Annotated in this window: 11 protein-coding genes; 9 read left to right on the forward strand and 2 right to left on the reverse strand. The window is 56.8% G+C overall.

All coding sequences use genetic code 11. The features are described 5' to 3' along the window. Positions 1-548: 548 nt before the first annotated feature. From I6L44_RS04255 to I6L44_RS04275, 5 genes are all read left to right on the forward strand, one after another. Complete coding sequence (locus I6L44_RS04255; RefSeq protein WP_216954354.1) at positions 549-2501, forward strand: bifunctional diguanylate cyclase/phosphodiesterase; 1953 nt, start codon at positions 549-551, stop codon at positions 2499-2501. Between the two features lie 143 nt (positions 2502-2644). Further along, complete coding sequence (locus I6L44_RS04260; protein WP_216953385.1) at positions 2645-4210, forward strand: AbgT family transporter; 1566 nt, start codon at positions 2645-2647, stop codon at positions 4208-4210. A 71-nt stretch (positions 4211-4281) separates the two neighbouring features. Beyond that, positions 4282-5007 carry an oxygen-insensitive NADPH nitroreductase gene (gene nfsA / locus I6L44_RS04265; RefSeq protein WP_216953386.1) on the forward strand — a complete coding sequence of 242 codons (726 nt, stop codon included), beginning with the start codon at positions 4282-4284 and terminating at the stop codon, positions 5005-5007. A 192-nt stretch (positions 5008-5199) separates the two neighbouring features. Beyond that, the gene (locus tag I6L44_RS04270; protein WP_216953387.1) at positions 5200-5964 is read left to right on the forward strand and encodes a DNA repair protein; all 765 of its coding nucleotides are present in this window, start codon (positions 5200-5202) and stop codon (positions 5962-5964) included. Next, positions 5958-6512, forward strand: coding sequence for a VOC family protein (locus I6L44_RS04275; protein ID WP_031227877.1), 555 nt, complete (start codon positions 5958-5960; stop codon positions 6510-6512). Before I6L44_RS04270 ends, I6L44_RS04275 begins: the two co-directional genes overlap by 7 nt. A 145-nt stretch (positions 6513-6657) precedes the next feature. Here I6L44_RS04275 and I6L44_RS04280 read toward each other — a convergent pair whose 3' ends face one another. Further along, positions 6658-7881 carry an MFS transporter gene (locus I6L44_RS04280; protein WP_021231402.1) on the reverse strand — a complete coding sequence of 408 codons (1224 nt, stop codon included), beginning with the start codon at positions 7879-7881 and terminating at the stop codon, positions 6658-6660. A gap of 95 nt (positions 7882-7976) precedes the next feature. Here I6L44_RS04280 and I6L44_RS04285 point away from each other — a divergent pair, with 95 nt between their 5' ends. Continuing rightward, positions 7977-8852, forward strand: coding sequence for a LysR family transcriptional regulator (locus I6L44_RS04285; RefSeq protein ID WP_005337156.1), 876 nt, complete (start codon positions 7977-7979; stop codon positions 8850-8852). 63 nt (positions 8853-8915) lie between these two features. Beyond that, positions 8916-9872: a LysR substrate-binding domain-containing protein gene (locus I6L44_RS04290; RefSeq protein WP_216953388.1), complete on the forward strand. Its 957-nt coding sequence runs from the start codon at positions 8916-8918 to the stop codon at positions 9870-9872. A gap of 70 nt (positions 9873-9942) precedes the next feature. On the opposite strand, the gene ribA is transcribed toward I6L44_RS04290, so the two are convergent. Beyond that, entirely contained in the window at positions 9943-10536 is a 594-nt protein-coding gene (gene ribA / locus I6L44_RS04295) for a GTP cyclohydrolase II (protein ID WP_005351157.1), read from the reverse strand. Positions 10537-10784: 248 nt separating this feature from the next. On the opposite strand from ribA, the gene cmk reads away from it, so the two are divergent. Beyond that, positions 10785-11477 carry a (d)CMP kinase gene (gene cmk / locus I6L44_RS04300; protein WP_019444698.1) on the forward strand — a complete coding sequence of 231 codons (693 nt, stop codon included), beginning with the start codon at positions 10785-10787 and terminating at the stop codon, positions 11475-11477. Positions 11478-11571: 94 nt separating this feature from the next. Beyond that, the gene (gene rpsA, locus I6L44_RS04305; protein WP_005337148.1) at positions 11572-13242 is read left to right on the forward strand and encodes a 30S ribosomal protein S1; all 1671 of its coding nucleotides are present in this window, start codon (positions 11572-11574) and stop codon (positions 13240-13242) included. The last annotated feature ends 85 nt before the right edge of the window (positions 13243-13327 follow it).

The raw sequence follows: 13327 nt of genomic DNA on the forward strand, positions 1-13327 counted from the left end.
ATGTGATGACAGTCGCATATTCATCATGCCGGTCTGGTGAAGGTAGATATTCGGTTTTGAGGTATTTAAGTTCCTTGTTAAGTCGCTATTTGGGGCCGGTTTTGCTCTTTTTTGTCTGTTTATTCAACGCGCTGGTTAATAAATGAAAGTTTTACGAGGGAAATGCCGGCACTTTTTTTAGTTGACTTGCTTGTCAGTAAATAAGTGTTTGTTGTGAATCGTAAAAATGTTTTTTGAAGTATCCAGAGTGCAATTCTTAGTGCTTGTTTTTGCTGGGGAAAAAAGTTAAAAACGAACGAGGGATTTGTTCTGATTGACAGGAGTATTGGCTGAGTCCTTTTTTCTGTGGCTGGATTGGCTCTCCTGTTGTTGATTTCTGAAATCAGTTATCTGCTTTTGGCCATCGCGAGAAATAGTGGCCGAGAGGTGTTGTCACCTTGCATTCTGCATACGGCGGTTTGCCCATTTGTTTTCCGGTTCACCAGTGACCATCCAGCATGAATGATTTTGACCAGATGAATACGCTTGACGAACGGTTACTGAAGACAATGGATGTTCTGCATACCCCTATCTGGGTGTATGACATCGAACATCACCATATTTTCTGGGCAAACCGCGCAGCACTTCCTCTCTGGGAGGCCACCTCCCTTGACGAGCTCTGTTCCAGGGATTTTTCGGCTGATATGGCCACAGCCATAGCGCTGTTGTTGCAACGCTACCTCGGTGATTTTCAGCAGGGGCGAAGTTACAACGAGTGGTGGACTATCTCCCCAAAGGGGGTCAAGAAGCAGATCTATCTACGCCTCTCCGGCATTCAGCTGGCTGGCCGTCTGATGATGATGACCGAGGCGGTGCTCGACTCCGATACCCTCTATCAGGAGTCCTCGCTGGCAACCGGTGATACCCTGGCCTGCCTGTTCGATAGCAATGGCGCGTTCGAAAGCGGCAACTATCACTTCGAGATGTGTTTCGGTCACCGGATCGCCACGCTCTCCCAGGTTTTTTCCGGTAGTGACGACAGTTTTTACCAGAAGCTCTCCCGACTCGATGAAGTAGTGACCGAAGGGGAGTGCCGAACCCTCAAGGGGATGCGCTGGTTCCAGTATCAGTTCCGCTATATCCAGCAAGGAGCACGGATCCTGCTCACCATGCGCGATATTACCGATCGCAAACTCGAGGAGCTGGAGCATCGCCACCTCGCATGGCATGACTCCCTGACCGGCCTGCTCAACCGTTATGGCTTGATGAAATCTCTCGAGGCCTATTGCGGGTTGGGGGAGCGTTTCGCGCTGGTATTCATGGATCTGGACAACTTCAAGCTGGTCAACGACAACTACGGCCATAAGGCGGGAGATCGCCTGCTGGAGCGGGTTGCCGGTCGCCTCAAACAGATTTGCCCCCGCGATGTTGAGCTGGCCCGTCTTGGCGGGGACGAGTTTACCGCGTTGGTTCCCTTGGGAAACCAGAGCGAACGAGCCCAGGATGTGGCCGATCAGATGCTCTCCCAGATGACCAAGCCGCTGCAACTGAGCGGTCTGCCGGAGGTAACCATCGGCGGCAGTATCGGCATTGCCATCTATCCCGATGATGCGGACGATGGTGATAACCTCATCACCCGCGCCGATATGGCCATGTATCAGGCCAAGCAGATGGGGCGGCTGCGCTGGCAGCGTTTTACCCCCAGCATGCAGCAGACCCTGCAGCGCAAGCTCAATCTCAAGCAGTTTCTGGCCAAGGCTATCGGTCGTCAGGAGCTGAGCCTCTGTTACCAGCCACAGGTCGATGTCGCCAAACGGCGTCTGATCGGTTACGAGGCGCTGCTGCGCTGGTATAACCCGGTGCTTGGCCATGTCTCGCCAGTGGAGTTTATCCCCCTTGCCGAAGAGATGGGGCTGATCCGCGAGATCGGCAGCTGGGTGCTCTCTACCGCGCTTGCCCAAATGGCCAGTTGGAAGAAGCGCCTCCATCACCGGGTGCCAGTCTCCGTCAACCTCTCTGGTTTCCAGCTCTCGTCGGCACTGCCCGGGCAAGTGCGCCAGCAGCTGGAGCTGCACGGGGTGGATGCCTCCCTGTTGACGCTGGAACTGACCGAAACTGTGCTTATGCTGGATATGAAGGGGTGCCTCGATATTCTCGATGACTTGAGTGAACTGGGGATCAAGATTGCCATCGACGATTTTGGTACCGGCTACTCATCCCTTGCCTATCTCAATCGCCTGCCCATCGATACGATCAAGCTGGATCGCTCTTTCGTGGTCGGCCTCAACCTGCCGGTGATCCGGGCGACTGCGGCCATGGCCACCAATCTGGGGTTGGGGATCATGGCGGAAGGGGTGGAGGAGCCTCACGAGCTGGCCGCACTGCAGACCCAGGGGTGCCATGTGTTCCAGGGATATCTGTTCAGCAAGCCGCTGACGGTGGCACAAGTCGAGGTGAGCGGTTTCGTGGTGGAGTGTCAGGTTGGGCGTTATCCACTGTTAGATGCCGTAATGGCAGAGTAACAAGTGTGCGTTAGACCACAACTTGGGATTTTATTCCGTAATATTTAATCAAAATTAATCATTATTTTGCGATCGGTCATGAGACGGATTGGCTGGAGTTGCTAGCATGCGACCTCATTTCTAGGGAAAGGAGTATTGCAATAATGAGTCATGCTGCTGTCAATGACCGTCCGGCCAGCCCTCCCAAGGGTTGGCTGAACCGTTTCCTCAATGGCGTCGAGAAAGCCGGGAACAAATTACCCGACCCCGCCATGCTGTTCCTCTATGCCTTGCTGATCGTCTGGGTCGGCTCCTGGGTGTTGTCACAATTCCAGTTTGATCTGGTCAACCCCCGTACCGGGGAGGCGGTAGTGGTCAACAACCTGCTGACCGGTGCCGGTCTGGCCGAGTTTCTCTCCACTATGGTGACCACTTTCACCGGCTTTGCCCCGCTGGGGATCGTGCTGGTGGCTATGCTCGGGGTTGGGGTGGCCGAGCAGTCCGGTTTTATCAATACCGGTCTGAAAAAGTTGCTCAAAGTGACGCCTGCCCGTTTCCTCACCCCCATGCTGATCCTGGTAGCGATCGTCAGCCACACCGCCGCAGATGCGGGTTATGTGCTGGTGATCCCCATCGGTGGCATCATCTTCCACGCTGCCGGACGCCATCCGCTGGCGGGGATCGCCGCTGCCTTTGCCGGTGTCTCCGGCGGTTTTGCCGCCAACTTCCTGCCCTCCGGCGGGGATGCGTTGCTGCAGGGCTTTACCCAGTCCGCCGCTCAGTTGCTCGATCCTGACTACATGGTCAACACCCTTTGCAACATCATCTTTACCGGAGCCTCTTCGCTGCTGATCATCTGCGTCGGCTGGTTCATTACCGAAAAGGTGGTTGAGCCGCGCCTCAAGCATGTGGCGCTCAACGAGGATCTGGAGAGTGCCGACGAGATGGGGCGCTACAGCGCGCAAGAGAGCCGAGCCTTCAACTGGGCCGGGTTTGCCATGCTGGCGGCTATCGTGCTGCTGGCGCTGGCGCTCTCCCCGAACGATTCCCCGCTGCGTGCTGCCGATGGCTCCCTGACTACCTTCGCTGCCCCCGTGATGAAGTCCATTGTACCGCTCATCTTCCTGCTCTTTATCCTGCCCGGGATTGTCTACGGCTTTGTCGCAGGCAGCTTCAAGAGCGGCAAGGATGTGATCGACGCCATGTCGGCCACCATGAACAAGATGGGCTCCTACATGGTGATGGCTTTCTTCTGCGCGCTCTTTATCAAGGCGTTTGGTGACTCCAATCTGGGCACCCTGCTGGCCCTCTCCGGTGCCGAAGTGCTCCATGCGCTGGCGCTGCCCGGTGAGGTGACTATCGTCGGGATGATCCTGCTCACCGCCACCGTCAATCTGGTAGTCGGCTCGGCCTCCGCCAAGTGGGCGCTGATCAGCCCGATCCTGGTACCCATGTTGATGGCGGTGGGGATCTCCCCCGAGCTGACCCAGGCGGCCTATCGGGTCGGGGATTCTGCTTCCAATATCATCACCCCGCTGATGGTCTTCTTCCCGCTGGTGGTGGTCTATTGCCAGCAGTATGTGAAGAGCACCGGGATCGGTACCCTAGTCTCCATGATGCTGCCCTACTCACTGGCCTTCCTGGTGAGCTGGACGATTTTCCTGCTTCTCTACTGGGCGCTCGGCTTCCCGCTCGGGTTGCAAGCCCCTTACGTCTATCCGGCCCCTTAAGCTGGGTGTGCGAGGGAGCCTTGGGCTCCCTCGTTTTTTTCGCTATGGTGTTACCTCATTTTGGAGGTGCCATGAATCAGACCATCGATCTTATCCTTTCCCATCGCTCCATTCGTCAGTTCACTGCCGAGCCGATCGCCCCGCAGCAGCTGGATGCCATCCTCGCCGCCGCCCAGTCCGCCTCAACCTCGAGCTTTTTGCAGGTGACCAGTATTGTGCGAGTCTGCGAGCCCGAGGCGCGTCAGCAGTTGGCCATGCTGGCGGGCAATCAACCCTATGTGGTGCAGGCGGCCGAGTTTCTGGTGTTCTGCGTCGATTACCACCGCCACACCCAGATCGTGCCCGAGGCCCAGACCGGCTATGCGGAGCAGTTGTTGATCGGTGCCATTGACGGCGCCCTGATGGCGCAAAATGCTCTGCTGGCGGCGCAGTCGCTGGGGCTGGGCGGGGTCTATATCGGCGGCATTCGCAACCATCCTGCCGAGGTGAGCGAGCTACTGGGCTTGCCCCATCAGGTGATCCCGCTGTTTGGCCTCTGCCTTGGCCACCCTGCCCAGCAGCCGGAGCAGAAACCCCGCCTGCCCAAGGGATTGGTGGTGCATCAGGAGCGCTACCAGCACGAGCTGGATCGCGACCTGCTGGCCCGGTACGATCAGCAGATCGCGGACTACTATCAGGCCCGCAGCAGCAACAACAAACAGCAGACCTGGAGTAGCCAGATCCGCGCCATTCTGGGCAAGGAGTCCCGCCCTTTCATGCTGGGATTCCTGCAATCGCGGGGCTTTAACCTCAAGTAATGGCGCTGATGGGCGATACTATGGGAGTGATGACCACCATGGTCATTTTCCCGTGATCCTGAAATCTTTCCCTGAGACCGGGTATACAGCTTGGCGACAAATCGTGGGCAAGGGGGGATCTACAGGCTACCTTAAGTAGATAAGCTGTTGTAGGATCACGCAATTGGATTGGGACAGGGGTTTGGACATCCTATGATTTTAACTTTGGTATTGCTGTCTATCGGCGCGCTCCTGTTTTTGGTTATCGCCTATAACGTGGTACAGCAATATAAGCAGAAGGCGGAGGCTGAAAAGCGTCACGCCGTTGCCAGACACAAGACGGTAGCTGACGAGACCGAAGAGGTACTGCTGAACGTCAATCTGGTGCCTTTCTCCAAAAACATGGTGTTGCTGTTGCAGCACCGGATCCTTGATGCCTATCGCGCCATCGCCCAGGTGATGCCCAACAACCAGATCAAGCAGCGCATCGCCGATGTGCAGATCCAGATCAAGAACGTGCAGGAAAATTACAGTGCGCAGGATGAGGGGCACTTCAAAACCCCCGAGTCTGATCGTCAGGCGATCCAGATGTTGCAGCTGGTAAAAAAGCTACGTGCCGTACTGCGTGTCGAGCACAACAAGGGCAAAATTGATCCGCAGGGGTTTGCTCAGGAAGATCGTCGTCTCGAGCTGATGCAGCTCAAAATCAACATCTCGAATCTGGTCAAGCGGGCGATGGATGCCCGCATTCAGGGCCAATATGGTACTTGCCGCCAGCTCTATACCAAGGGTCTGTCGGCCATGGCCAGCATTGGCGACAAGGATCCCTATCTGTTGGCTCGTGAAGAGGATATGCGTCAGGGGCTCAAGGAGCTTGAAGAGCTGCAGCAGCAAAACAGCGCGCAGGATCTGCAAAACATCAAGGACAAGGAAGCCGACGAGCTCGATGTCCTGTTTCAACCCAAGAAGAAATGGTAAGCATGTCCCACCCACTCGATTCCACACTGGGGCCAATGGCCCCATTTGTTTCTCAGCTGTTGACCGAACTGGCCGCTGCTGGCGTCACATTTTCCCAGCCAACGGTCGATCACCTCTGTTATCGGGCGGCGACCTTGCAGGAGTACCGCGCGCTGTGTGCTGTATTGGCTGAAGCGGGCTCCTTGCTGGTGGAGGGGATGATCGGCGGTCGCCCGATTGCCACTTATCAGTTGCATCAGCCACTGCTGGCTGGTGAGGTGCAGGTACCCTGTATCGAGCTGGCGGCGCCGAAACCGGGGCGCATCCATCAGGCAGGACTGGAACATATCGAGCTGGTGGTTACTTCACTGCAGGATCTGGTAGCGCGCTATCCCGAGCAGCCATTCAAAACCGGCAATATGCAGGATACCCGCAACCCCGATATCGGCCTGATGTTGCCCTCCGGTCAGATCAAGTTTCACTTACGCTCGCTGGCTGAGGTGATCGCCGAAGAGGTGGCGACCGGTGCTGTGGTCGCGGTGCCTGCGGATTATTTCGATCAGGAGTGATCCTGCGCTCAATGCGGTGCGAGCCTGACAGGCTCTTGAATAACGCAGCAAAAGGGGTCACCGGTGTGACCCCTTTTGCTATCTGGCGGTGCTGGGTTGCGAGAGCGCTATCTGCTCGTGGGTGACCCTGTTTGCGCTGAGCCTGTTACCCGTGTCGGTGGGGTTGCTGGGCGGGCAGTGGCGATTGGCTTCGCTGCTTGAGACGGCCGAGCCAGAGGCTCAAGCCGGCCGTCAAGATGAGGACCAGTTCAATACCCATGACCAGACCGCCCAGCTCGCCCTGCTCCCAGAAGGGGTGTAGGTAAAGTCCCCCCAGACTGGCTCCCAGATAGTAGGCTACCAGATAGAGAGAGGAGGCGAGGGCGCGGTTGTGTTCGACATGATGACCAACCCAGGCACTAGCGCAGGCGTGTGCCAGGAAAAAGCCGAAGCTGGAGATCAGCAAGCCACTCAGGATCCCGAGCAGGCTAGCTTGCAGTAGCCATAGACTGCCGAGGGCCATCAGGGCGATCCCGACCAGCAGCATGCGTTGTGCACCCCAGCGGTTGGCAAAGCGGCCGCTCAGTGAGGAGGCCACCGTCCCCGAGAGATAGGTGAGAAACAGCATGCCGAGCCACTGGGTGGGCAAGGAGAATGGGGGCTTTGCCAGCAGGAAGGTGAGATAACTGAACTGGTTCAGAAACACCATAAAGTTGAGTCCCCCGATAAGGTAAGCCCCTACCAGCAAGGGATTGGTCAGGTGCTGCTGCAAGGCGCGAGCAAATTGGCCGCGAACGGGGGCGCTCGCCACAAAGCGGGTCTGATGGGGCAGCAGCCAGAAGACCAGCGGCAGCAGTGACAGGCTGATCACACCGATCCCCAGAAAGGTATGTTGCCAGTCGCCAAACCAGCCCGCCAGCAGGCCGCCGACCACCCGACCGGCAATGCCACCGAGGGAGTTGGCGGCAATATAGACCCCCACCGCCGAGAGCAGCGCCCGTTTACTGAACTCTTCCCCCATATAGGCAATCGCAGTGGCTGGTAACCCGGCCAGCAGCGCGCCCTGCAGGATGCGTAGCAACAGCAGTGAACCAAACTGCTCAACCAGGGGGATCAACAGTGAGAGCAGGATCGCCAGGGTGAGGGTACCCAGCATGACCTGCCGACGGCCATGGCGATCCGCCAGTCTGGCGCAGATCAGCAAGGAGGCGGCAAGGCCTGCTGTGCATCCTGCCAGGGTCCAGCTGGCCGAGAGGGAGTTGACCGAGAAGACCTCGGCGATCAGGGGTAACAGGGGATGGGTCTGGTAGAGGTTCAGAAACACCAGAAAGGAGCCCAGGCTGAGGGCCAGGGTTGCACGTATCCACTCGCGACTTCCAACTTCAATCATTGCGTATTGTCCTGACTACTTTTGGTCAGGGTAGAGTCCTTGCGGTTATAAATATAATATATTTAAGTTATCTATCTCATAAGATGAATTGATACATGGATCTGAAACAGCTCACCTATCTGCTGGCGGTCAGGGATGCCGGCTCATTTACCAAGGCAGCCAACAGTCTGCATGTGGCACAACCGGCCATCAGCATGGCCATCGCCAAGCTGGAGCAGCAGCTCGAGTTGCGACTGTTTGATCGACAGGACCGTGCGGTACGGCTCACCCCAGAGGGAGAGGTGCTCTGTCGCCATGCCGAGCGTCTGTTGCTGCAGATGCATCAGGCCGAGGCCGAGATGGCCGAACTGAAGGGGTTGGAGCGGGGGGAGGTGCGGATCGGGATCCCCTACATGATGGGCTCCTACTATTTCCCCCCTCGTCTGATGGCCTTCAAGCACCGCTACCCCGGCCTCAAGATCCGGGTTGAGGAGGCCGGTACCCGCGAGCTGCTCAGCCGGATGGTGGATGGCTCCCTCGATCTGGCCATTCTCATCACCAGTGATCTCCCCCCCGCCATCGAGGGAGCACATCTGCTGAGCGAAGAGATGTTGATGGTGGTGGGCGACGATCACCCCTTGCGCGGCGAACCGGCCGTCACCCTCTCGCAGTTTTTCGCTCAGGAGCTGGCGCTGTTTCGCCGTGGCTTTTATCACCGGGAGCATATGGAGGCGCTGGCCCAGAGCCTGGGCGTTGAACCCGATATCGCCTTCGAGAGCAATCTTATCCCTCTGCTCAAGGCGGTGGTGCGGCAAGGCTTTGCGGTGACCACCTTCTTGCGGATGGTGCTGGAAGAGGAGCCGGATCTGAGTGGCGTACCCTTCGACCCGCCCATCTACCTCGACCTCTGTGTGGCGTGGCGGCGTGGTGATCCGCTATCCATGGCCAACCGTGCCTTGCGTGATTTTCTACTCAAGGAGCGCCCGGCCTGATGGCGGCGGGCCATTGCTGAAAGTTTGTTACTATTAACGGTGGGTTCGCTTGAGGGCTACACCATGAAACTGCAGCAATTGCGCTATATCGTCGAGGTGGCCAACCACAGGCTGAATCTGTCGGCCACCGCCGAGAGCCTCTTTACCTCCCAGCCCGGGATCAGCAAACAGGTGCGGATGCTGGAGGATGAGCTGGGGATCCAGATCTTCGAGCGCAGCGGTAAACACCTGACCCAGATCACCCCCATAGGTCGGGATGTGATCAAAGTGGCCGCCGAGGTGTTGGACAAGGTCGCCACCATCAAGGTAATGGCCAGGCAGCATGTGCATCCGGAGCAGGGAACCCTCACCATTGCCGCTACTCATCTGCAAGCCCGTTATATTCTGCCCGCCATCCTCAAGGATTTTACGGCCCGCTTTCCCAAAGTCGCCGTAACTGTGATGCAGGGGAGTGCGACGCAGTGCCGCGCAGCCGTGCATGATGGCGCTGCCGATCTGCTGCTGGCGGATGAACCGGAGGATGGGAGCGATCTGCTGATGCTCCCCTCTTTTCAGTGGCAACGGGGCTTGGTGCTACCCAAGGATCATCCGTTGGCCAAAGCAACATCGCTGACCCCGGCTGAGCTGGTGGAGTTTGCATTGGTGACCGATGGAAGGGCTCTCTCCACAGCTCAAGGCACTGATTGCGCTCATGCCGAGAGCCGGATCGCCTGCTGTGCGAGCGACAGCGATGTGCTCAAGACCTATGTCAGACAAGGGATGGGTATAGGGGTGATGGCAACCTTTGCCTGGGAGCTCCAGCGCGATAGCGATCTGGTGCTCAAAACGGCGCCCTGGCTACCAGGCGGTGTGGCCGCTATCGGGTTGCGCAGAGGGGCATTTTTATGCGGCTATCTCTACGATCTGATTGAACGTCTCGCGCCGCAATTGACCCGCGAGCGGGTCGAACAATACTGTGCTGCCCGCACTGGCGAAGAGCTTGAAGCTCTGCTGGCCAATCTGACCGTACCACAGCGATAGCTAGGGTCGTCCCAAGAAAAACGCCTCCGTTCGGGAGGCGTTTGACTATCTGACATTCGTCAATGCAGGCTCATTTTTTGAGCATGTGATCCAGCTTGTTGGCCTTGGTCGACAGATAGAACTCGTTGTGGGGATTACGCCCTTCCTGCAAAGGTACCCGTTCGGCCACCGGAATACCGAAGGATTCCATCGCTTTCATCTTGCGCGGGTTGTTGGTCATCAGTTTGAGAGACTTGACCTCAAGCTGCTTGAGCATGTCGGCGCAGATGGTGTAGTCGCGCATATCGGCGGCGAAACCAAGGGCCACGTTGGCTTCCACGGTATCGGCCCCCTGATCCTGCAGGTGATAGGCGCGGATCTTGTTGAGCAAGCCGATGCCACGGCCCTCTTGACGCACATACAGCAACACGCCACGACCGGCTTTGGCGATATTCTCCATGGCCGCCTGCAACTGGAAACCGCAGTCACAACGCAGGCTGAACAGGGCGTCGCCGGTCAGGCACTCTGAGTGGATCCGGCCCAGCACGGGCTCGTCACCGGTAATGTCGCCCATCACCAGTGCGGCGTGGTCTTTGCCTGTGCCGGTTTCCTGAAAACCTACCAGCGTGAAGGTGCCCCAAGGGGTTGGCAATTTGGATTTGGCCACGAGGGTAACGCTGCTCATAGGTTGCTCCTTACTACTAACGGCTCAAAAAAGGGGGCCAGTTTAGCGCGCCTTGTCAGGAACGACCATAAGAACAAGTCCCTGCATTGCTTAATGAAATCTCCAAATGAGATACAAGCACAGCTGTCCGGCGGGGTTTTGGCCCTTTGTGCGGATTGATGACTGCCAGGCTCACCACATTCGGGTATAATCGGCGCCCATTAACCCACCCCTTCGGGATGGGAGCAACACAGTGCAGGAGAGAAGTTATGCCTCAGATGGCCCCCGTAATGACAATTGATGGCCCCAGTGGTGCAGGTAAAGGCACCTTGTGTCAGCTGCTTGCTGAGAAGCTGGGTTGGCACTTGCTGGACTCGGGCGCCATCTATCGGGTGTTGTCCCTGGCCGCCCTGCATCACGATGTAGAGCTGGATAGTGAAGCTTCACTGGTGCCACTGGCTGCCAATCTGGATGTGCAATTTCAGGTTGAGGGCGATCTGGTCAAGGTGATCCTGGAAGGGGAAGATGTCTCCCGCACCATCCGCACCGAAGAAGTGGGTAATGCTGCCAGTAAAATCGCCGCCTTCCCCCGGGTGCGCGAAGCCTTGCTGCGCCGTCAGCGTGCTTTTCGTCAGGCCCCGGGTCTGATTGCCGATGGTCGTGATATGGGGACAGTTGTTTTCCCCGAGGCCGAGGTGAAGATTTTCCTCGACGCCAGTGCCGAAGAACGGGCCCAGCGTCGCTATAAGCAGTTGCAAGATAAGGGCTTTGATGTTAACTTTGAGCGTCTTTTAACCGAGATTCGGGAACGTGACGATCGCGACAGAAATCGCGCTACTGCACCCCTGAAACCGGCAGAAGATGCTCTGGTGGTAGACTCTACCGCTATGACCATAGATGAAGTGCTGGCAACAGTACTCGCCTATGCAGAGCAACAACTTGGTGATGCCAGCGCAAGCTGACATCCGGTCGTCTGCACCAAGGATGGCGCAGATTATTTAAAACAGCCCCGCTTGTGCCGGATTGCAAGTGGATGTTTCATTTGTGACATAAACAATGATCGAATCTTTTGCTCAACTCTTTGAAGAGTCCCTGAACGCCGTTGAAACCCGTCAAGGTTCCATCGTCAAGGGTACTGTCGTTGCTATCGAGAACGGTTTTGTACTGGTTGACGCCGGTCTGAAATCCGAGTCCGCTATCCCGGCTGAAGAATTCAAGAACGCCATGGGCGAGCTGGAAATCAACGTCGGCGACACCGTTGACGTGGCTCTGGACTCTATCGAAGATGGTTTCGGCGAAACCAAGCTGTCCCGCGAAAAAGCCAAGCGCCACGAAGCCTGGCTGCAGCTTGAGAAGGCTTACGAAGAGCAAGCTACCGTTATCGGTATCATCAACGGCAAGGTCAAGGGTGGTTTCACCGTTGAACTGAACGGCATCCGTGCCTTCCTGCCGGGTTCTCTGGTTGACGTGCGTCCGATCCGTGACACCGCTCACCTGGAAAACAAAGAACTCGAGTTCAAAGTCATCAAGCTGGACCAGAAGCGCAACAACGTTGTTGTTTCCCGTCGTGCCGTGATCGAGACCGAGAACACCTCCGAGCGCGAAAGCCTGCTGGCTAACCTGCAAGAAGGTCAAGAAGTTAAGGGTATCGTCAAGAACCTGACCGACTACGGTGCATTCGTAGATCTGGGCGGTGTTGACGGCCTGCTGCACATCACCGACATGGCGTGGAAGCGCGTTAAGCATCCTTCCGAAATCGTCAACGTTGGCGACGAGATCGCTGTCAAGGTTCTGAAGTTCGACCGCGAGCGTACCCGTGTATCCCTGGGTCTGAAGCAGCTGGGCGAAGATCCCTGGGTTGCTATCGCCAAGCGTTACCCGGAGACCACCCGTCTGTCTGGCCGCGTGACCAACCTGACCGACTACGGCTGCTTCGTTGAAATCGAAGAAGGCGTTGAAGGCCTGGTACACGTATCCGAGATGGATTGGACCAACAAGAACATCCACCCGTCCAAAGTTGTTAACGTTGGCGACGTGGTTGATGTGATGGTTCTGGACATCGACGAAGAGCGTCGTCGTATCTCCCTGGGTCTGAAGCAGTGCAAATCCAACCCGTGGCAGCTGTTTGCCGAAACTCACGCCAAAGGCGACCGTGTTTCCGGCAAGATCAAGTCCATCACTGACTTCGGTATCTTCATCGGTCTGGATGGCGGCATCGATGGCTTGGTTCATCTGTCTGACATCTCCTGGAACAACCAGGGCGAAGAAGCCGTGCGTGAATTCAAGAAAGGCGACGAGATCGAAGCCGTTGTTCTGCAAGTGGATCCGGAGCGTGAGCGCATCTCCCTGGGTGTCAAGCAGATCGAAGAAGACCCGTTCAACAAGTACCTGGCTGACAACAAGAAAGGTGCTATCGTGAAGGGTAAGGTTACCGAGGTTGATGCCAAAGGTGCCGTTATCGAACTGGCTGATGGCGTAGAAGGCTACCTGCGTGCCTCCGACGCTGCTCGTGACCGTGTAGAAGACGCCACTCTGGTGCTGTCTGTTGGTGACGAAGTTGAAGCTAAATTCATGGGCGTTGATCGTAAGAACCGCACCGTAAGCCTGTCTGTCCGTGCTAAGGACGAGGCTGATGAGCGTGTTGCTATCGATAACCTGAACCAACAAGAAGAAGTTGTGTTCAGCAATGCTATGATGGAAGCGTTCAAAGCCGCCAAGGGTGAGTAATCCTTGATGCAAGAAAAGGGCGGCATTGCGCCGCCCTTTTTTATCCTGGCAAAATGAATATTGCATGTGATCGGGGAAGGAGATT

It is taken from the genome of Aeromonas sp. FDAARGOS 1414, assembly GCF_019047065.1.
Lineage (GTDB): Bacteria > Pseudomonadota > Gammaproteobacteria > Enterobacterales > Aeromonadaceae > Aeromonas > Aeromonas veronii_A.